This is a genomic window from Veillonella seminalis, assembly GCF_003992065.1.
Lineage (GTDB): Bacteria > Bacillota > Negativicutes > Veillonellales > Veillonellaceae > Veillonella_A > Veillonella_A seminalis.
Window position 1 is genome coordinate 32,870 of record NZ_RQUZ01000009.1, and the last position, 21,343, is coordinate 54,212.

The 21,343-nt window shown below is 40.7% G+C and carries 20 protein-coding genes; 1 reads left to right on the forward strand and 19 read right to left on the reverse strand.

Annotation, left to right across the window (positions count from 1 at the left end; genetic code table 11):
• Window positions 1-138: 138 nt before the first annotated feature.
• The 10 genes from thrB to EO126_RS07110 all read right to left on the reverse strand — a co-directional run bounded on the left by thrB (window position 139) and on the right by EO126_RS07110 (window position 10,549).
• Window positions 139-1,053 carry a homoserine kinase gene (thrB, locus tag EO126_RS07065; RefSeq protein ID WP_006556735.1) on the reverse strand — a complete coding sequence of 305 codons (915 nt, stop codon included), beginning with the start codon at window positions 1,051-1,053 and terminating at the stop codon, window positions 139-141.
• Window positions 1,054-1,065: 12 nt separating this feature from the next.
• Window positions 1,066-2,355: a homoserine dehydrogenase gene (locus EO126_RS07070; RefSeq protein ID WP_006556734.1), complete on the reverse strand. Its 1,290-nt coding sequence runs from the start codon at window positions 2,353-2,355 to the stop codon at window positions 1,066-1,068.
• Window positions 2,356-2,476: 121 nt separating this feature from the next.
• Window positions 2,477-2,926 carry an ACT domain-containing protein gene (locus tag EO126_RS07075; RefSeq protein ID WP_040771327.1) on the reverse strand — a complete coding sequence of 150 codons (450 nt, stop codon included), beginning with the start codon at window positions 2,924-2,926 and terminating at the stop codon, window positions 2,477-2,479.
• Complete coding sequence (locus EO126_RS07080; protein ID WP_006556732.1) at window positions 2,919-3,941, reverse strand: lysylphosphatidylglycerol synthase transmembrane domain-containing protein; 1,023 nt, start codon at window positions 3,939-3,941, stop codon at window positions 2,919-2,921. Before EO126_RS07080 ends, EO126_RS07075 begins: the two co-directional genes overlap by 8 nt.
• Window positions 3,938-4,792, reverse strand: coding sequence for a ChbG/HpnK family deacetylase (locus tag EO126_RS07085; protein ID WP_006556731.1), 855 nt, complete (start codon window positions 4,790-4,792; stop codon window positions 3,938-3,940). Before EO126_RS07085 ends, EO126_RS07080 begins: the two co-directional genes overlap by 4 nt.
• A 214-nt stretch (window positions 4,793-5,006) precedes the next feature.
• Window positions 5,007-5,453, reverse strand: a complete 447-nt coding sequence (larC2, locus tag EO126_RS07090) for a nickel pincer cofactor biosynthesis protein LarC2 (protein ID WP_006556730.1) — start codon at window positions 5,451-5,453, stop codon at window positions 5,007-5,009.
• 14 nt (window positions 5,454-5,467) lie between these two features.
• Complete coding sequence (larB, locus tag EO126_RS07095) at window positions 5,468-6,247, reverse strand: nickel pincer cofactor biosynthesis protein LarB (RefSeq protein WP_006556729.1); 780 nt, start codon at window positions 6,245-6,247, stop codon at window positions 5,468-5,470.
• On the reverse strand, window positions 6,247-7,026 hold the full coding sequence (locus EO126_RS07100) for a TrmH family RNA methyltransferase (RefSeq protein WP_006556728.1): 780 nt from the start codon (window positions 7,024-7,026) through the stop codon (window positions 6,247-6,249). The genes larB and EO126_RS07100 overlap by 1 nt, the downstream gene beginning before the upstream one ends.
• Before the next feature lie 2 nt (window positions 7,027-7,028).
• Window positions 7,029-8,807, reverse strand: coding sequence for an ABC transporter ATP-binding protein (locus EO126_RS07105; RefSeq protein ID WP_006556727.1), 1,779 nt, complete (start codon window positions 8,805-8,807; stop codon window positions 7,029-7,031).
• Window positions 8,804-10,549: an ABC transporter ATP-binding protein gene (locus EO126_RS07110; protein ID WP_006556726.1), complete on the reverse strand. Its 1,746-nt coding sequence runs from the start codon at window positions 10,547-10,549 to the stop codon at window positions 8,804-8,806. Before EO126_RS07110 ends, EO126_RS07105 begins: the two co-directional genes overlap by 4 nt.
• Window positions 10,550-10,824: 275 nt before the next feature.
• Here EO126_RS07110 and tpx point away from each other — a divergent pair, with 275 nt between their 5' ends.
• A complete protein-coding gene (gene tpx, locus EO126_RS07115) occupies window positions 10,825-11,340 on the forward strand; it encodes a thiol peroxidase (protein WP_006556725.1) in 516 nt (171 codons plus the stop codon).
• Window positions 11,341-11,492: 152 nt separating this feature from the next.
• Here the strand turns inward: tpx and EO126_RS07120 are convergent, their stop codons facing one another.
• From EO126_RS07120 to ribD, 9 genes are all read right to left on the reverse strand, one after another.
• Window positions 11,493-12,827 carry an amidohydrolase gene (locus EO126_RS07120; protein WP_127008174.1) on the reverse strand — a complete coding sequence of 445 codons (1,335 nt, stop codon included), beginning with the start codon at window positions 12,825-12,827 and terminating at the stop codon, window positions 11,493-11,495.
• A 129-nt stretch (window positions 12,828-12,956) separates the two neighbouring features.
• Entirely contained in the window at window positions 12,957-14,201 is a 1,245-nt protein-coding gene (locus EO126_RS07125) for an adenosylhomocysteinase (protein ID WP_127008176.1), read from the reverse strand.
• Window positions 14,202-14,303: 102 nt separating this feature from the next.
• On the reverse strand, window positions 14,304-15,356 hold the full coding sequence (gene mtnA, locus EO126_RS07130; RefSeq protein ID WP_127008239.1) for an S-methyl-5-thioribose-1-phosphate isomerase: 1,053 nt from the start codon (window positions 15,354-15,356) through the stop codon (window positions 14,304-14,306).
• A gap of 47 nt (window positions 15,357-15,403) precedes the next feature.
• Window positions 15,404-16,225, reverse strand: a complete 822-nt coding sequence (gene mtnP / locus EO126_RS07135) for an S-methyl-5'-thioadenosine phosphorylase (RefSeq protein ID WP_127008178.1) — start codon at window positions 16,223-16,225, stop codon at window positions 15,404-15,406.
• A 246-nt stretch (window positions 16,226-16,471) separates the two neighbouring features.
• The gene (gene hslO / locus EO126_RS07140; RefSeq protein ID WP_127008180.1) at window positions 16,472-17,362 is read right to left on the reverse strand and encodes an Hsp33 family molecular chaperone HslO; all 891 of its coding nucleotides are present in this window, start codon (window positions 17,360-17,362) and stop codon (window positions 16,472-16,474) included.
• Window positions 17,363-17,462: 100 nt separating this feature from the next.
• Entirely contained in the window at window positions 17,463-17,924 is a 462-nt protein-coding gene (gene ribH / locus EO126_RS07145) for a 6,7-dimethyl-8-ribityllumazine synthase (protein WP_006556719.1), read from the reverse strand.
• Window positions 17,925-18,021: 97 nt separating this feature from the next.
• Window positions 18,022-19,218, reverse strand: coding sequence for a bifunctional 3,4-dihydroxy-2-butanone-4-phosphate synthase/GTP cyclohydrolase II (locus tag EO126_RS07150; protein ID WP_127008182.1), 1,197 nt, complete (start codon window positions 19,216-19,218; stop codon window positions 18,022-18,024).
• An 89-nt stretch (window positions 19,219-19,307) separates the two neighbouring features.
• Window positions 19,308-19,991 (reverse strand): riboflavin synthase, encoded by a 684-nt coding sequence (locus EO126_RS07155; protein ID WP_127008184.1) that lies wholly within the window; start codon window positions 19,989-19,991, stop codon window positions 19,308-19,310.
• Window positions 19,972-21,219 carry a bifunctional diaminohydroxyphosphoribosylaminopyrimidine deaminase/5-amino-6-(5-phosphoribosylamino)uracil reductase RibD gene (gene ribD / locus EO126_RS07160; RefSeq protein WP_127008186.1) on the reverse strand — a complete coding sequence of 416 codons (1,248 nt, stop codon included), beginning with the start codon at window positions 21,217-21,219 and terminating at the stop codon, window positions 19,972-19,974. Before ribD ends, EO126_RS07155 begins: the two co-directional genes overlap by 20 nt.
• Window positions 21,220-21,343 lie beyond the last annotated feature (124 nt).

Below are 21,343 nucleotides of genomic sequence, written 5' to 3' on the forward strand. Positions count from 1 at the left end.
ATAGTACCTATTTTTAAAGTTAAACTGTAAAAATGAAATATGTTCCGATGAGTAGTATTATATCATATTTTGATTAATATCTGCCCACAGTATAATTATATAGTAATTGCCATTATTTGGCAATTTTATGAACGTTTATCATACGTAGCGAGCCCCCATTGTATCGGCTTTAAGTACGTAGGTTCGACAAGGAATATTATTAGTATTGAAAACATCCCCCATTCGATTGGCTACTGTCTGGGCGGTAGAACGAGGACAGTACGCAATTAAGGTAGACCCGGAACCGCTGATAGTTGCCCCGTAAGCGCCGGCTTTAAGAGCCGCATTAAATACTTCGTCGCAATGAGGAATTAATGTTTTACGATACGGCACATGAAGATAATCCTCCAAGGCGATTCGCAAATAATCCAATTTATGCTGCAATAAAGCAGTGACAAACAAAGTAGCATGACTCACATTGGCTACCGCTTCTTTGTGAGCAATCATCTTCGGTAAAACACTGCGTGCGTACTCTGTAGATACAGATACTTCAGGAACCACAACGGCAAATAATAATTCTTCCGGTAAAGCAACTGTCGTATATAAAAGCTCATTAGGATGATTTACGGCACAGACCAAATTACCGAGTAATGCCGGCGCCACATTATCAGGATGCCCTTCAATATCATTGGCTAACACCAAAAGATCATGGGCGGTTAACGGCTTGGACAATAAGCGATTAGCCAAGAGTAAGCCGGCCACAATAGCCGTAGAACTGCTCCCTAACCCGCGTGAAGGCGGAATAACGGTTTCACTGTGGATTAAACCGTATACGGGTTCGGTATTTGCTTTTTGAAAAACAGCACCCATGGCCTGCCCCACTAAATTTTGAGATTGATCTTCTTTAGCCAAGGTTTCCGCATCGAACCCGGAAAAAGTATACTTGTTTACAGTTGCCGTTTCATCGGGGGTGAAAGTAAATATATTATAAAGCTCCAAAGCAAGCCCTAAAGAGTCAAATCCGGGGCCGCAATTAGCACTGGTAGCCGGTACTTGAACTGTAATCTTTTCCATACGTTTTACCCCCTAATCCGTCATGATCGGAATAACACTGCCTACTTCTCGAACAACGCGAAGATTGTTAAACGCGTTGATTACATTCGAAATATAGGAACGCGGGCAGGAAGATGTAACAATGGCTAAGGTCGATGTAGTTTCATTTTCATTACGTTGGGTCACCGCCTGTACGGAAATACGCTGTTCTGCCAATTTAGAGGCTACTTTCGCCAATACACCGGTAGAGTTGTCTACAAGAATACGAATGTAATAGGAAGATTCTATTTTACCGGATGCATATAAATTCTTTTCGAAATAGTAGAATGGCTTCAATTGGCCTAAATTATTGGTATGGATGTTTTTGGCAATTTCCATAATATCGCTCACTACAGAACTGCCGGTCGGCAAGCTGCCGGCACCACGACCGTAGAACATGGCGTCATCAATACCGTTACCTTTGACGTACAAGGCATTATAAGATCCTCTAACGGATGCCAGCGGATGATTGCTGGAAATGAAAGACGGATGCACATTAAGTGATAAGCCTTTCTTGGTTTCTTTGGCAATCCCCAATAATTTAATGGTATAACCGAATTCTTTACCGAAAGCAATATCCGTAGCGTCAATCTTGGTAATTCCTTCTACCGATACATCTTCAAAGAAAATGCGGCGATTAAAAGCAATAGATGATAAAATAGCTAACTTACGGGCTGCATCGAGTCCTTCAACGTCTGCTGTAGGATCTGCTTCCGCATAACCTAATTTTTGAGCTTCAGCTAAAACTTCCGCATAACCGGCCCCTTTTTCAGTCATATTGGATAATATGAAATTGGTGGTACCGTTCAAAATACCTACCACTTCCGTTATTTTATTGCCCCCCAATGATTCATATAGCGTACGGATGATGGGAATGCCGCCTAAAACACTGGCTTCATAGCGTAAATCTACACCGTTTTTCACAGCAAGGTCTAACAAATAAGGCCCCGCTTCGGCCAACAAATCTTTATTGGCTGTAACTACACTTTTCTTTGCATTCAATGCTTTTTCAATGCATTCGCGTGCAAAAGTGAGGCCTCCCATAACTTCAACAATGACTTGAATTGATGCGTCATCAAAAATCTCCGCCACGTCATTTGTAAAGTGCGTACCTTCCGGCAAAGTAATATGGCTGTATTTATCAATATTACGCACGAAAATCTTAGTCACTTTAATAGCAATACCGGTGCGGTTAGCAATTAATTCATTATTTTTAACCAATAACTCAAATGTTCCTTGCCCTACGGTCCCAAATCCCAATAAGGCCACATTAACTTGTTCCATCATCTTCTCCCTCTCTCTTATAGTGTAGCCCCGGCCTATTAAATAAGTCGGGGCTACGCCTTTTTATTATTTTTTATTTACAGCATCAATCGGAAACTGAACTTATCTTCAATATGCTTTATTAAGCTTGACCTAAGATTTCAACTTTTAAGATACCGCGAATGCTTCGAATATTATCCAAACATTCTTCCAATGAAGTGGATAAGTCTTTAGTTTCAAACGCAATAGTTACATTGGCAATTCCTTGAAGCGGAATATCTTGGTTGATAGTTAAAATACTGCCGTTACTATCGGCAATGGCACGTAAAATGCTCGATAACATGCCCGGATCATTAGACATAGATACGGTAATGGATACGATTTTACCTTGCGCAATTTCATAAAACGGGAAAACATAGTCTTTATATTTATAGTAGGCGGAACGGCTTAAATCCATGCGTTCAACGGCTTCATTAATAGTTTTAGCTTCCCCTAATTTTAAAATTTCTTTTACTTTAATGGTCTTTTTTATTGCTTCAGGAAGAATGTCTTCTTGAACCAAATAAAATTTGTCTTTCTTTAACTTAGCCAATGTTACTACCTCCATCTTTTTCCTGTTCATCAGTCATTACCGAGTCGGCAACAAATTGACGGCCATACAGTGTAAATACGGAATACATACCGATGAAAAACGGTAAATATTCAGCCACTACACGCCAGCCGACAGCAACGATGCCGACGGACCCTGCCGGTAAAAACGACTCAAACAAATAAACAAATAAACCTTCCGCTACGCCGGTTCCACCGGGTGTAGGGGCAAAATACAAAATAAGATTTAATAAAATCATGCGATTGAGGATTTCCACAATCGGTATATCCCATGTAAAAGCCATCATCAAAGCCGGTGCTATCGTATATAACGCCAGCAAACTCAAACCGGATTCGATGAAAACTACTATGGATTGAAACGGTCTTGCATAGATTAAGCTAAAACCTTCATTCAGTTCAGCTAATTTGGCCAACCAACTTTTAGGATTACCTTTATTAAGGCGTTCCGCCAGCATGTAAACCAATCTTTTCATTAAAGCTGTTTGCAACATATATAAGCCTGCGATTGTACAAATTATCATAAGTACAGATATTTGAATCAAGGCTGTATTGCTGATGTAAGGAATTGTTATGGAGCCGTGTAAAAATATAACCGGTAACATAGCAATTAAAAACAAAATAGAAAATACAGTTCGAATCAGTACAATCGGAGCCCCTTTCATGACGGGCACCCCGTAGCTTTTAAGAATTAAAACTTGAGCTACCGCACCACCGCTGGCACCGGGTGTCAGCATGGCCATAAAATAGTTACCGAAAATAACACGCAAAACAGCTTTTATCGGTAATTTGTAACCGCCCATTTGTACTAATCGCTGTAATCGTAAACCGTCAAAATACATTCCCACCGCCAAGGCAACCAAGGCTAATATAAGAGACGTAAAATTAAAGGTTTCCAGAGTTCGTAACGCTTTTAAATCAATGGTGAAATAAATAGTGAGTCCGGAAATAATCAGTAGCAAAAGACCTAATAATAAGCCTCGCTTCAGCATTTTATTCATTCACATTCACCATAATTAACCAGCTGAATTTGGTGGAACTTAATAAATTGTTTTACCGGTTCCGCACACATTGCGGCCAATTCACCTTCCCAATGATAATTCCAAGGGAACAAAGCGTTGAGAGCACAGTCATTATTCCCCGGATGAGTCATAATTTCATGACTGCCTCGGGTTGAGGCAACACGAGGAAGAATTTCCATTAATCGTTCTTCAGTGAGTTGTCCGCCACTCATCATCCCCCAGAAGTAACGTGGTGACCAAATGCCCATACGACTCGAAAACGTATACGCTTTATCAGCCACTTCAGCCAAACCTACCTTACCGGCAAAGCGCCCCCATTGATTAATACCGTTGCGGAAAAAACGATCTTCCGCCGGAATACGCATCTTTTTGATACCGTATTTTTTTAACAATGAAGTCATAATCGGCGTAATTTGCGGTAATACATGCAAATGCTGATGCCCGTCGGCATGCGTAATGGTAAGCCCTGAGGATACCACTTTTTCAAATTGTAAATCCAATTCTTTGTAAACTTCTTGAAAATTAATATCTCCTGACACCGCCTTCTTAATGAAAGCAGGATACGATGTCAGAAAACGACCGTGCTCATCTAGCAAGCTCGGTACTTCATCGGCATCACATAGTGGTTTTAAACCACCCACAAGGGCTGTGTGGACGCCAATCCCCAATCGAGGATTTTCTTTGGCCATAGCTACCGCTTCGTCAAAAGCGTCGCCGTTAGCCAGTAAAGATGTGCTTGTAATAATCCCCTCTCTGTGCCCTTTAATGATACCTTCGTTAACGGCTTGGTGTAAGCCGAAATCGTCGGCATTAACAATTAATCGTATCATATGCACCTTCTACTTTTAAACAACTGTTCATTTAAAGAGGATATATTTTATTTTAACATATGTCTATTGGTAGTGTATAGTGAAATTTTACTATTACAATTTAATTTTAGGAAAAATTTATAAACAATTAATGAACTGTCTGTAATATTCCTATAAAATTTCCCCTTTACACTTATCAACATGAAATAAATAACTTGTGAGTCTATATTGTACACTAAAACAGTGGACTTGTTAAGGTTGCCCATACTTCTTTTTCTAAAACTTTTACGGGCATATTTAATTCAAGAGCAGCTTTCGCCAAATCATCGTATTCAAGGGAAATATTGACTAATTTTCCCTCGTGAAATGCTTTTTTCAAATGAATAAGTTGATTTTTGTAATAAAACTCTTCAAATTCTCTTTCACAAATTATCCGGTCTACGTCAAAATATCTGAAACCTATTGTCGTTGTATTTTCAAAAATCAAACGACTCATATTTTTTAATTCAACAGCCTTAACCAAAACGCTGAGCATAACAGCGGGGCGCCCTTTTTTCATTACAATCGGTGTCAACCAGGCATCGTTGGCGCCGTTTTTTAAAAGCGTATCCAACAGTGCCCCGTACAGTTCCGGATTCATGTTATCAATGTTTGCTTCAATTTGAATTAATTCTGAACTCATATTATTTCCCCCGATTATCGCTGACTGTTAATCATATGAGCTAATCGACCGGCTCCGAAACCGTTGTCAATATTCACAACACCGACGCCGGCGGCACAGGAATTCAACATAGATAATAATGCGGCTAAGCCTTTAAAATTGGCACCGTACCCTACACTGGTAGGCACAGCAATAATCGGTTTGGTAACAAGACCTCCGATGACACTGGCCAGAGCGCCTTCCATACCGGCTACCACAATAACTACATTGGCTGATGTTATATCATCCAAACGATTAAATAAACGATGGATACCGGCTACGCCTACATCATAAATACGGGTAACTTCATTGCCCATAAGTTCTGCCGTTAAAGCGGCTTCCTCACCAATCGGAATATCACTGGTACCGGCTGTTACAACCGCAATATTTCTGTTTTCATTCCGTATATTCTCATTGCTGTGACGATAAATAATGCGACTTGTCTTATCGTATTGAATTTCAGGAATAAGAGGTTTTAAAGCATTATAAATACTTTCACGAGCTCTTGTGCCCATATAAGTTTGGTAGTGTAAGTTTAACTCTTTAAGAATCGTAATACATTGCTCATCGGTTTTACCTTCACAATAAACGACTTCCGGAAAGCCCTGCCGCTTAGCCCGATCCAAATCAAGCACTGCATCTTGTAAGTTGCGTGACCGTTCTTCCGCTTGTACGGATTGACTGATTAACTCGGTAATGGACGATTTACACTCGTCTAAATCAAGTATGCCTTCTTTATAAGCCATTAAAATTTGACTGATTGCCTGTTCCTGCATTATAACCAACTCTCTCTCACTGCATACATACATAAAGCACTTGCTACCGCTAAATTAAGGGATTCAATAGGACCATACATAGGAATAGTAATACGGTGTTTAGCGACTTCAAACCAATCGTCACTGAGACCGTTTGCTTCATTCCCCAGTAATAAAAGCGTTTGTTTGGCAAATTTTACTTCCTGAATCGGTAAAGCATCATGTAAGGCTGTCGCATAGGCAGTCAACTCACTGTCAGCCATCAACCTTTTCACATCCTCTGTGGAAGCATTTTCAAAAATCGGAATCTTGGTGATGGCACTCATAGTACTGCGCACTGTTTTTTCATTGTAAGGGTCTGCGCTGCCTTTTGTTAAAAACAGGCCTTTTACGCCGGCGGCTACAGCTGTACGAATGATGGTTCCCAAATTTCCCGGGTCTTGTATTTCATCGAGGAGTACATATAAACCGTCTGAAACCTTTAATGTTGAAATATCCTGCACTTCTTTTTTTACAATGGCAACTATGCCTTGACCGGTCACGGTTGATTCAATGTGGCTCATCAGATTTCGCTGAACTTGCCATACTTTTATATGAAGCTGTTCAGCTTCTTTAACTATTTTTTGATAGTCAATGTCTTCACGAACAAATATCGTCGTCACTAAACCGGTAGCCATCATATCGGTAACGGTACGTAACCCTTCCGCCAAATATTCACCGTTAAGTTTACGATATTTTTTTTGTAGTAAAGATTGGGCATATTTTAATGTTTTATTTTCTTTTGACGTAATCATTTCCATACTTATCTTGCCTCCCAGAGGGCAAAGAATTCACCTTTTTGAGAAATTAGTGAATCATAATCACCTTCTTCTGCAATTTGCCCCTGTTTAATCATATAAATGCGATTAGCCGAGCGAATAGTAGACAAACGATGAGCGATGCTGATGATAGTTTTTTCGCCTCGTATAGTTTCAATAGATTCTTGAATCAATTGTTCTGTATGACTGTCAATATGGGCCGTTGCTTCGTCAAAAATAAGTACCTTACGATCGCGAATCAATACACGGGCCAATGCCAACAATTGTTTTTGTCCGGTTGATAATAAAGAACCGAGATAACCGACCGGTGTATTATACCCTTGCGGCAAACGTTCAATCATGGCATGTAAATGGGCTTTTTGTGCCGCCGCCATAAGTTGTTCTTCCGGAATCGTATCATCATAAAGAGATAGATTTTCACGAATGGTCCCTTTAAATAAATGGCTGTCCTGGAACACGTACCCCATAACTTCGCGCAATACAGCCGGCGGATAATCAGCTGTATCATACCCGTTGATACGAATAATCCCCTTAGTCGGTTGGTAAAAGCCCATTAATAAACTCATTAAAGTTGATTTACCGCCGCCTGAAGGCCCTACGATACCGATAAATTGACCGCCGTCAATCTTGATGGAAATATCCTTTAAGGCGTAATTTTCAGAGTGATCATAAGAAAACCAGACATGGTCAAACTCAATGGAATTAATCGTTTTAAATTCATCCGGAATCGTAACGGCTTCAATCGTTGTATCTGCCTCTTCGTTAATAATGGGAACTAAGCGTTCCGCACCGGCTAACGCACTTTGAAGATTATTATATTTATCGGCAATTTCCTTAATCGGCTGGAAAAATTTATCCATATATTGAATGAAAGCAAATACGGTACCTGCTTCAGTAACCGAATCAAACCAGTTAGTGAAACTGAAAATGGCTATAATGATGACAAATAACAAACCGTCAACAATCGGCCGGAAAAATGCAAATGTCTTAACTTCAAACAAGCCGGCTTCCAAAAATTCGCGGCTGATACGGTCGTATTGTTTCGCCATGATACGCTCGCCTACATATGACTTAATAATAATGATAAAATTAAGCATTTCCTGCACTGATGTATTAGATGCAGCTAATTTCGTACGAACACCGCGAAATGCTTTACGGGCATATTTCTGATACACAAAAATTAAAACAGCCATGATAGGTACAAGTAAAGAAACGACGGATGCCATCTTTACATCGAGTGCAAACATGGAGATTAAAATCCCGATAATCATAAGTATGCTGCTGCCGAGCTTAAGTACTACATCTGTATAAAGCGTGCGCAAAGATTCCGTATCGTTCGTCACACGAGTTACCAAGTTACCGATCGGCAGTTCGCCGAAATGAGCCGGAGTACGAGCCAAAATTTTAGCAAATACGGTATTGCGAATTTCAAAGATTATGCTTTGTCCGAACTTTTGTAAAGTATAATTTTGAGCGAACATAGCAATAATGCTGAAAATAATTGTCATGAAATACAGCCCTGCATATTGCATGATAATACCGACATCACGCTGAGGGAACGCTGTATCTATTACACTCTTCATGAGCATCGGTCGTGCTAATTCAAGACCCAACGCTATTAACAAAAATACTGCTGCCCAAAGAAGTAAGAAGAAGTGAGGCTTTATATATTGTCCTAAACGACGTAACAGCAAGATGTCATGATGTTTGGTCAATTTTACTTCTTCCTGCACCGAATAGGAGCTGGTGTGTTGCTTGCTCATAGGTCTCCTTCCTCCTCATCAACGCCGATAAGCGGTTCTTCAAACTGTTGAGCATATAAGCGATGATACTCACCAGCTTTAGCTATTAATTCATCATGAGTACCTTCTTCAACAATGGTACCGTCTTTAAAAACAACGATACGATCGGCCTCGCGAAGTGCTTCCAGGCGCTGTGAAATAAAGAGTAAACTCTGATCTCGACCTTCACGCAACGTTTTAATAATAGAACCGGCACTTATGGTATCAAGGGCCGAGAAACTGTCATCCAACAGTAAGTAAGGCGCATTCTTATAAAGACCGCGGGCTATATTAACACGTTGTTTCTGACCGCCCGATAAATCGGTACCGCCTTCTTTTAAACGTTTAGAGGCCGGTTTCAAACGTTCACTTAAATCGCGTGTTAACGCAGCCCGTTCTGCGGCAGTCTGCAATGCTAAGGTATGATCGGATGCTTCACCGAAAGCAATATTCTCACCTAAAGTTGTACCCAATAAATACGCTTCCGGCGGCACATAAGCAATACTTCGTCGCAATACTTGAAGCGGCATAGTTGTAATATCTTCGTCGCCGATATAGATACTCTTAGCCGGCGTTTCATGAAGTCGCATTAACAGCTTAAATAAGGTAGACTTACCGGAACCGGGACCGCCTACAATGCCGATAAATTCTCCCGGTTTAACCGTAAGATTAACATTGTGAAGCATAGGTACTTTAGTTTCAGGATAAGTAAATGTTAAATCTTTAACCGTTATTGCTGCTAACGGCAACTCTCTTTCGTCTTCGGATAACTTTTCTTCCTTAATCATAAGAAAATCATAAATACGGTCAAGGGAGGCCAAACCCTTCTGAAGAACTGACAATAAGGAACCAATCCCCATAATCGGACCGATAATTAAACTTAAATAGCCGGTTACCGCCACAAAATCACCCACTGTAATTTTATTGGCAATAATCAAACGACCGCCGATAAAAATGGCGATGGCATGACACATAAACGGTGCCACAAAAGTGAGGGGCGCTAAAATGGAGTCAAGTAAAGCTACTCTCATATTTTTATCATAGTTTGTTTTATTGATATTATTAAAACGCCACAAACTGCGCATTTCTCGATTAAATGCACGTATTACCGGCATGCCGAGAAATAATTCCTGTGCAAATTCAGTCAAATCACTATAAGTATTCTGAGCTTCTTTTTGCCTTTTGCGCATGCGACGACTCACGGTGAGCATCGCTGTTAAGATAAACGGCATCGGTAGTAAAGTGATGACAGCCAAGGAATAACTGATTTCTTTAGCCATCAAGAAAAAAGAACAGATACCAAAGAAGATAGCATCTACTAAAATCATAACTCCCAGCCCCAATGAAACACGTATGGATGTTACATCATTGGTCATTAATGCCATAACCTTACCCGGACCGTTTTTTTCATAATAGGCTGTAGGAATATATAAAGCATGATCAAATAGACGGCGGCGCAGTAAAAATTCAAAACGTCGTATGGAGCCCAAAAGCAAATGGCGAGACGCGAATTTAAGAATGGTAACAGTTATAGCCAATATAAAAAAGTACCCTATATATGTAGTAAGGCCTTCCTTACCGTAATATAAGGTGTTAATGGCTTCCCCTGTGAGGCGCGGTACATATAAGAATAATATATCAATAGTAATGAGTATTAATATACCCAATAAGTATATAGGGCCGTAGCCTCTGAAAAATTGTGAAAAAATAGTTAGTTTTTTCATTAATCGTCTCCAAAATAATAATTTTAACTGTTTACAGTACGAATACATTAATAGCTTTTACGTTTATATTGTAACATAGTTTTCATCACATCGAAAATCATCAATTTTTATTTTACTTATAATTACTGCCATGTTATACTTAATATTGTAAGCAGAGTGATGCACATATTAGTAAATATGTTGACTACACTCCCCGGTGACATTGAAAATTATTCTCTGTCACATATAGTAAATCAGATATTAAAATTTGAATTAATCTTAGGAGGTTATTCATTATGGAAAAACGTACCGGTGTAATCACATTCGCAGGCAATCCAATGACATTATTAGGTAAAGAAGTAAAAGTTGGCGAAGCAGCCCCTAATTTTACTGTATTAGATAATGGTTTACAGGCAAAATCTTTAAAAGATTTCGAAGGTAAAGTAAAAATTATTTCCGTAGTTCCTTCTCTTGATACCGGTGTTTGTGATGCACAGACTCGTTGGTTCAACAAAGAAGCTACTGAACTTTCCGATGAAGTAGTTATCTTAACTATCTCCATGGACCTTCCATTCGCTCAGAAACGTTGGTGCGGTGCTGCCGGTGTTGATAATGTAGTTACCCTTTCCGACCATAAAGATGCAAGCTTTGGCGAAGCATACGGCTTCTTAATTGAAGAACTTCGTTTGTTAACTCGCGGTATCGTTGTTATCGGTAAAGACGACAAAGTTGCTTATGTTGAATATGTTCCGGAAGTAACCAGCTCCGTTAACTTTGACGCTGCTGTAGCTGCTGTTAAAAAATTAATCTAAGATTAGTAACATAATCGACTCATTAAGGGTGTCGAGCTTATGCTCGGCACTCTTTTTTTGTCTGTACGACCTTGTTTTTCAATCTTTTTATATAAAAAATGCTTTTATATAAAAAACTACGGCCATAAATGCCGTAGTTTTTCCTTATAATTTTAATTTTTAAAAACTTCCGATTTATTCATTACATCATAGCGTAACTGTTCTTCATCAATAGTAAGTAATTCACGATCTTTCATAACCACTTTACCGGCTACGATTGTAGTTTGTACATCAGTAGAGTTAGCTGCATATACCAAAGAAGCTATATCGTTATAACGCGGTAACCAATGCATCCCGGTTACATCGTATAAGCAAAGGTCGGCACGATAGCCTTCCTTAACGAGGCCCAAATCACTATAATCAAGGACCTTAGCACCTTCAACGGTACCCAATTGCAACGCCTGATGAGCCGGAATTGCTTTCGGATCAAAATGAGTTGCTTTATGTAAGGTGGCTGCCAAGCGAACTTCTTCAAGCATATCCGCGTTATTATTGCTGGCCGAACCGTCAGTGCCCAGACCTACTGTAATGCCTTTAGCGAGCATAGCCGGTACATCGGCAATACCGCTGGCTAGTTTAAGATTAGACTGCGGATTATGAGCTACACGCACATTTTTGGCTTTCATGATATCGAGGTCTTCATCTGTTAAATGAACACCGTGAGCCGCTACACAGCCCGTGTCAAACACGCCTAAATCGTTGAAGTGAGCAATTGGCGTTTTACCGGTAGCTTTTATTACATTTTCCACTTCCCCTTTAGTTTCGCATAAGTGGATGTGGATTTGAGCGCCCAATTCATGGCTGAGGTTCATAACTTTTTTCATATAATCGTCAGGGCATGTATATGGTGCATGTGGTCCCAACATAACTTTGATGCGGTCATGGTCAAAACCGTGCCAATCATTGAACAAATGACGGTTGTCAATCAAGGCCTGTTCGGCTGTAGGAGCTCCCCCTGCCATGCCGCGTGATAACACGGCACGAATGCCTGTTTCTTTAACTACATTAGCCGTATCATTCATAAAGAAGTACATATCACTAAAGCAAGTTGTACCGGAACGGAACATTTCGGCAATCCCAAGACGTGTACCGATTTGCACCAATTCATTAGTTAACTTGGCTTCAGCCGGCCAAATAGCATTTTGGAGCCAATCCATCAATTCCAAGTCATCTGCATAGTTACGGAACAAGCCCATGGCAATATGAGTATGTGTATTAACAAATCCCGGTGCCGCCACACGGCCGTTACCGTCTAAAATATAGGCAGCATTACCGCATTCTTTATCAATCAGTTCTTGTCCGAACGGTGTTTTACTTTCTTCATCAGTTAAGATTTTATCAATATAGCCATCTTTGATGATTAATGTTACATTATGCAACATATCTTTACCGGATTCTTTACTTTCACCGGTAATGCAGTCTATATTGCGAATTACAATATCAGCCATTTATGTCTCCTCATGTCCAATTATTTTTTATCGTTTGCATTCATAAGGCCCATAAGGTTCCGGAAAAATTCTCTGAAACTTTTTGGTTTCCTTTGAGATATTTACTCAATTCCTTATTTACTCAATACTTTATTGAACTTTATGCAAATAGTCATATTGTTCTTGGGTTAACGAATCTAAATCATAGCCCATGTTTTGCAATTTAACTTTAGCAATGCGAACATCAAGTTCATGAGGCAAGATGTGAACAGTTGCTTCCATGTCTTTACCATGATCGAGTAAATATTCGGCTGCCAAAGCTTGCATAGCGAAGGACAAGTCCATGATTTCAGCAGGATGACCATCGCCGGCTGCCAAGTTAACCAAACGGCCGCCCGCTAATAAGTATAAAATACGACCGTCCGCTAAGCTGTAGCCTTCGATATTTTTACGAACATTTTTATGAGAAACGGCAACTTCAGCGAGTTCTACACCGTTAACTTCACAGTCAAAGTGACCGGCATTACACATGATGGCTTTATCTTTCATCACTTCAAAGTGCTGTTTGCGGATAACATCTTTACAACCGGTTACGGTAATGAAAATGTCACCGATTGGTGCGGCTTCAATCATAGGCATTACTTTAAAACCGTCAAATACAGCTTCAATAGCTTTGATTGGATCCACTTCGGTTACGATAACATGAGCACCAAGACCTTTGGCACGCATAGCAACACCTTTACCACACCAGCCATAGCCGGCTACAACAACGTTTTTACCGGTAACAGTTAAGTTGGTGGTGCGCATGATGCCGTCCCATACGGATTGGCCTGTACCGTAACGATTGTCAAAAAGATATTTACAATAGGAGTCGTTAACAGCAATCATTGGGAATGTTAATTTGTGTTCATTAGCCAACGCATGGAGACGATGCACACCGGTCGTTGTTTCTTCGGAACCGCCGATAAGACGTTCTTTAGCGTCCGTACGAGTGGTATGCAACAAATTAACAAGATCACCGCCGTCATCAATGATAATATGAGGTTTATGGTCTAACGCTTTATTTAAGAACATAAAGTATTCTTCTTCGGTGCAATCATGCCAAGCATAAACGGTAAGGCCCATATCAACGAGGGCTGCCGCTACATCATCCTGTGTAGATAAAGGATTAGATCCAGTTACGATTACATCGGCTCCGGCTTCTTTCAAAATTGTGGATAAGTATGCTGTTTTAGCTTCCAAGTGAACGCTGACAACAACGGTTTTGCCTTCAAATTTATGGCTTGCTTTAAATTCCTCACGCAAGCTGTTAAGAGCCGGCATAAAATTGGACACCCATTCAATCTTTTTACGGCCTTCCGGTGCCAATTCGATGTCTCTGATTAATGATTCCATGATGATCGCTTCTTTCTTGATTAATTCTTAAATATATCGAAAATAAATTTTAAAATGTTAATTTATATGCCCGGCTTTATGATCAAAGCCGGAGGTAACTTACTATCGAGCTGTTTTCTTTTGTAAATCTGTAATTGATTTATTGTACGGTGCCGTTAAAACACCTTCTTCGGTAATAATAGCACTTACTAATTCATGAGGTGTTACGTCAAAAGCCGGGTTCAACACTTCAACACCTTCCGGTGCAGTCGGGGTGCCGGCAAAACATTTTACTTCATCAGCACTGCGCATTTCAATCGGAATATCACTGCCTTTTGCTAAGGTAAAATCAAAGGTACTGTATGGTGCTGCCACATAAAACGGAATATTATGGGCTTTAGCCGCCAAGGCTACACCGTAGGTACCGATTTTATTGGCCACATCCCCTTCCGTCGTAATACGGTCAGCTCCAACAATTACGGCATCAATGAGCCCCTGCTGCATAGCATAGGCCGCCATATTATCGGTCAATAAAGTAACAGGAATACCGTCATGATGAAGTTCAAAAGCCGTTAAACGAGCACCTTGTAAAAGCGGTCTTGTTTCGTCCGCATATACACGTTCTAATTGATTGTTAGCGTGTAACTCACGAACTACGCCTAAGGCGGTACCTAAACCGGCTGTAGCTAACGCACCGGCATTACAGTGAGTTAAAATGCGAATGCCTTTTTTACCTTCAAACAAAGTAGCCCCGGCTTTAGCCATAGCCGCATTTAAACGTTGGTCCTCTAAATCAATGGCTTTCGCTTCCGCCTCAATTAACGGTAAAGCAGTAACCATCGCATCAGAAGGAAATACTATGTTCGTTACAATACGATCAATAGCCCATGCCAAATTAATAGCTGTGGGACGTGTTTCTTTTAATGTATTGGCAAATGTTAAGAAATTTGCCCGTTGCGTTACTTCATCCGATGCTGAAGCAATGGCTTCCTTAGCCGCGAGGATAAGGCCGTAGCCGGCGGCTACACCGATAGCCGGAGCTCCGCGCACTCTAAGTTTTTTTATAGCTTCCGCTACCTGACGCCAATCGGTACAATCAATATAGGTTTCCTGATTCGGTAATTTTGTCTGATCCAACAAAATCAAAGATTCCCCATTCCAAGTAATGCTTTTCATGGATTCACTTTTTAACGTATCAAGGGAATGAACTGCTGCTTCTAAACTCATAGTAATTCGCCCTCTTTACCCAAAGCGGCCTTAAAACCGCCATATTCAGCCAAACGATGATGACAAGGCAAATCTTGATTGGGATCTAATTTTTCAATAGTTCGTAAAATTAAAGCTTTAAATTTATCGGACATTTCCGCCATAATATCAAGTACTTCCTGATGCGTAAGTTCAGTTGGTGAAATACCGGCCGCAAAATTAGTAACCATTGAAATAGTAGCATAAGCGATTTCGGCTTCACCGGCCAAAACGACTTCCGGTACATTGGTCATACCAACCGTGTCGGCACCCATCATTTTAAACATTTTAATTTCAGCCGGTGTTTCAAAACGAGGGCCTTCCGTACATACATAAGTACCGCCGTTATGTGCGTCAATGTTAAGCTCTTCGGCGGCTTCCATAATAACCTTGCGAAGAGCTGGTGAATACGGATTACCTACGCCTAAATGAACAACTTTTTTGCCGTTACCGTCAAAGAAAGTAGATACACGAGATTTTGTAAAATCAAGGAATTGATCAACCAAAACAAAATGGCCCGGTGCATAATCGGTATTTAAAGAGCCCACTGCCGTAGTGGACACAATCATGGTAACGCCCAATTTCTTTAAGCCCCAAATATTGGCACGATAATTAATCAAATGAGGCGGAATAGAATGGCCTTTGCCGTGACGAGCCAAGAATATAAGTTGTTTCCCCTTATAACTGCCCTTCGTATAAGCAATTTCACCATACGGTGTTGCCATAGTCTTTTCCTCAATATGTTCAAACATAGATGGATCGTACACACCGGTACCGCCAATAACTGCGATTACACCCATTATAGTCACCTCGTCTTATCTTTCTTTACCAAAAAATAATCTCCGGAGCCTGAGCCCCGGAGATTCCATACCTTAGTTACTGCCCTAAGGCTCGTCTATTCTATTGTACCACAATCTAACTGATTGCGTTAATCATTTGTTTTTGCGGACTGAATCGTCTTTATCAAAAAATCTGATTAACGTAAATCATAATCTAAGGTGTGATTTAATCTGTTTATCCGATTTATCCGGCAGACCTTTAGCCGATTAATGAGCTACCCCGTCATTACGGGAGGCTTCGTCAAAAATCTGTTTCAATTCATCGCGGCTGAACTGATATTTTTCGTTGCAATAATGACAAACAAGTTCAGTTGTTTCATCTTCAAGAAGTTCTTCTTTATCGGCCGGTTGTAAAGTTGCCAAAATCTGTTCAAAGCGTTCACGGCTGCAAGTACATTTAAAGGCTACATCTCCTTCATAAACTTGTTCAAACGTTAAGCCGGCAAGAACTTTTTCAACCAAACCTTTACCGTCGGGATGTGCTTCCAAATAAGCGGAAATCGGTCCTAATTCATTGATATTGGCTTCAACTTGAGCTAACGCTTCATCAGTTGCATCCGGTAAAGCCTGCACAAGAAAACCGCCAGCAGCCAACGTCGTTTGATCCGTATTTACCAACACGCCGAGACTAATTGTGGCCGGAATCTGTTCCGAAGTGTATAAATAATAAGCCAAATCTTCCGCTACTTCACCTGTTTGCATAGGGCTTTGGGACGTGTAGTCCTGACGAAGTTTGGTGAAACGAGTTACCTGCACTTCACCGTCATTACCTACAGCAGCGCCCACATCGAGTTTACCGGCATATTTTAACGGTACTTCTACATGAGGGTTATCAACATAACCACGAACCGTGTTATCACTGAAGGCATCAACGTGAACAACACCTAACGGACCTTTACCGTTCAAACGAAGACTTACATTTTCTTCGTTTTTAAAATCACCGGCCATCAAAAGAGCACCTGTCATAGTACGGCCCAAAGCAGCTGTAGCTACCGGGCTCAAATCATGACGCACTCTGGCTTCTTCTACGGTGTCAGTCGTTACGGCAAACGCTAAACGAACACCTTCTTTAGTCGTATAACGACGAATAAAATCCATATATATTTTCCTTTCATTTACTGTTAACAATTTCTCTAATTGAAGTGAAATGCTTACCCATTGAGTTACGCTCCGCGGGTAAGCATTTAATAGTAAAACCTTAAATTTGTTCCAATAAGTTAACCATTTCAATAGCGCCCATAGCACAATCGAAACCTTTGTTACCTGCTTTCGTGCCGGCACGTTCAATAGCCTGCTCAATATTTTCGGTGGTAAGCACACCGAACATTACCGGTACACCGGTTTCAAGACTGATATGAGCGATACCTTTGGAAACTTCGCTACATACATAATCATAATGTGTAGTGGATCCGCGAATTACAGCACCTACACAGATAACAGCATCATATTTACCGCTGAGTGCTGCTTTTTTGGCAACAATCGGAATTTCAAATGCGCCCGGTACCCAAATTGTATTGATGTTTTCTTCCGCTACGTCATGACGCAATAAAGCATCCATGGCACCACCGATTAATTTAGATGTAATAAATTCGTTAAAACGAGAACCGATAATAGCAAAGCGTTTACCTGTGCCTAACAATTTACCTTCTGTAACCATCATAATATCCTCCTATAGATTCTGATAGATTTTAATTTTTATTTATAATTTGAAAAATCATCTACTTTTAAATCGTACGCTTCAATTTAAATCATATCAATTATAACAAATGGCCCATTTTTTCCTTTTTAGTCTGTAAATAACCGGCGTTAATGTTATTGGCTTTTACGATAACAGGAACACGTTTATTCACGGTAATGCCCCAATGTTCCAAGCTTGTTTTCTTAATCGGATTGTTGGTAATAAGGCTTACACTCTTAATACCTAAGAAACGAATAATTTGAGCCGCTAAGGAATATTCGCGCATGTCAGGGGGGAAGCCTAATTCAACATTGGCTTCTACCGTATCAAGGCCTTTTTCCTGTAAAGCGTAGGCTTTGATTTTATTGGTAAGACCGATACCACGCCCTTCCTGACGCATATAGACAACCACACCGCGACCTTCTTTTTCAATCGTACGTAACGCATGGTGAAGCTGTTCCCCGCAATCACAACGTTTGGATCCGAACACATCGCCGGTTAAACATTCAGAGTGAACACGTACCAATACATTTTCAAAACCGCTTACATCACCTTTAACAATTGCCAAATGTTCTTTATGATCCAAGTAATTTTTGAAAACGAAGATTTTGAAATCACCGAATTCGGTCGGTAAGTTGGACTCTGCTGCCAAAGTAATGATTGGTTCATGCAATTTACGGTATTCAATAAGCTCAGCAACGGAAGCAATCTTCAAATCGTGTTTTTCGGCAAAAGCCAATAAATCATCAAGACGAGCCATGTTACCGTCATCTTTAGTAATTTCACAAATAACGGACGCTTCTTTAAGACCGGCTAAGCGACACAAATCAATGGATGCTTCCGTATGGCCTTGGCGCACCAACACGCCGCCTTCTTTATACTGTAATGGGAATACATGGCCCGGACGACGGAAATCTTCCGGACGAGCTTTACCATCAACCAATGCACGAATCGTCAAAGCACGTTCGTAAGGCGAAACACCGGTTGTCGTATCTACATGGTCAACACTTACGGTAAAAGCCGTTTCATGGTTATCTGTATTTTTAGTCACCATCTGACCGATTTCAAGGGCATCCAAATCTTCTTTTTTCATAGGTGTGCAAACGATACCGCGCGCTTCTTTAACCATGAAATTGATGTTTTCCATGCTCGCAAATTCAGCGGCAATCATGAGATCGCCTTCGTTTTCGCGTTTTTCATCGTCCACGATAATGACCGGTTTGCCAACCTTAATGTCCTCTAAAACTTCTTCAATGGTGTTCAATGTTTTTGCCATAATAGCATCTCCTTAAAACATGAATTGTGAATCTATAAAATATAACTGTTATTGTATGTTGTTTCTTATTAATTATTTATCACTGTGTTTTATATGAAGCCTTTGCTCATGAGCCAATCTTTTGAAAAACTCTTTGACTCCTGCTTAGCCTCATTATTTGTCGCAGTAGCTGATTCCGGTGCTTTATCAAGCGTCATAAAATGACGAATGTAACGACTGGCTATGTCTGTTTCCAGATTTACCACCGTTCCCACTGTAGCATTAGCCAAAATTGTGTTGGCAATTGTGTGAGGAATAATGGAAATTTCAAAATACGTACTCTCTCGTTTAGAAACCGTCAAACTGGCTCCGTCAACGGCAATCGACCCTTTATAAATGATATAGTCCAAAACATCCGATGTTGTTTCAATCGTGAAAACGACCGAATTATCGAGCTTGCGGATTTGACGAATTCGTCCTTGGCCATCTACGTGACCGGCTACCATGTGACCGCCGAACCGTCCGTTCGCGGCCATAGCACGCTCCAAATTAACCGGTTGGCCGGAACTAAATTTGGAAAACGTCGTCATATTCACCGATTCCGGCATAACATCGGCGACGAACTGTTTGCCCACAAAAGATGTTACGGTAAGACAAACACCGTTAACCGAAATAGAATCACCGATATTCATATCTTTAAAAATCACATCACCGGCAATGGTAAGTCGCATGGACTGTGCATTATGTTGAGCGCTGACTACATGTCCTACTTCTTCAATGATTCCCGTGAACATAGGCACCGCTCCTTCCTGTTAAATAGGTTTCGATTCTTATATTATTATCTAAAATTTCTACTGATTCAAAAGTTAAATCAACACCATCGGCCAATTGATCGATGCCGGTACCTCTGATGGCACCAAGAGCTGCCTGCCCTCCAATAATCGTATTGCCGATGTAGGTTACGATTTTGTCAAAAGCTTTTGCTTCCACAAAAGAAGCAATAACTTGGCTGCCGCCCTCTACTAGGACCGATGTAAAACCTAATTCGGCCAATTTCGTTAAAATCGCATCAATCGGTAGTTGAACTTTCGCTGATCCGGATTGTTTTGTCGCTAAAGCATCGGCTGTTTCAATATTATCAGTCGTATCCGTCGTGTCAGACAAAATCACAACTTGTGCACCCACATCTTCCAACGCTTTTATGCGTGAAGTTTCACAGGCAGAACTTACGAAAACATATACTTTACGATTCGCTTGTTTAAATATATTCGCATTCGTTGGTGTACGGCCCATACTATCAAGAACAATTACGTCGGGCTGATGAACTACATGCTCATTGGTGTCATCCGATTGCCAACGACAATTAAGACTCGGATTGTCACTAAGCACCGTGCCGATGCCGGTTAAAATTGCATCATGAAGGGCTCTCAGCTTATGTCCGTCCATGCGTGCCGTCTCATTTGTTATCCACTGCGAATGGCCTGTCCGTGTAGCAATCTTACCATCCAGCGACATAGCCGACTTCAACGTAACAAATGGTTTACCTGTTTTTATAAAGGTTAAAAAGCCTTCCACAAGCTTGGCGCATTCCGATTCCAAAATACCGGTAGTCACTTCAATACCGGCTTCGCGAATCATTTGAATGCCCTTGCCCGCAACAAGCAGATTCGGATCGATTAAACCGACTACAACGCGTTTAATACCGGCTTCGATGACATGTTTAGCACAGGGCGGTGTTTTACCGTAATGAGCACAAGGTTCTAACGTTACATATAAAGTGGCACCTTTAGCATTTTCACCGGCAGCCTTCAAAGCATGTACCTCTGCGTGAGCTTCGCCGGCTTTTTGATGATACCCTTCACCGATGATTTCACCGTTTTTCACAACAACGGCACCAACCATTGGATTGGGATGTGTAAAACCCGTTGCTCGTTTAGCCAATGTCAATGCACGCATCATATATTGTTTATCAGTTTCATATTCAGCCGTATTCGGCTTCCCCGTATATTGTTCATCTCTCATATTATGAACTCAACTCCTAACAAAAAAGGAACTATAGTATCTATAGTCCCTGAGTTATTTACGTTATAGGCTTAAGTTTTATTGTTTTAATGCTGGTCTTAATACTGACTGTCATCAGTAAAAC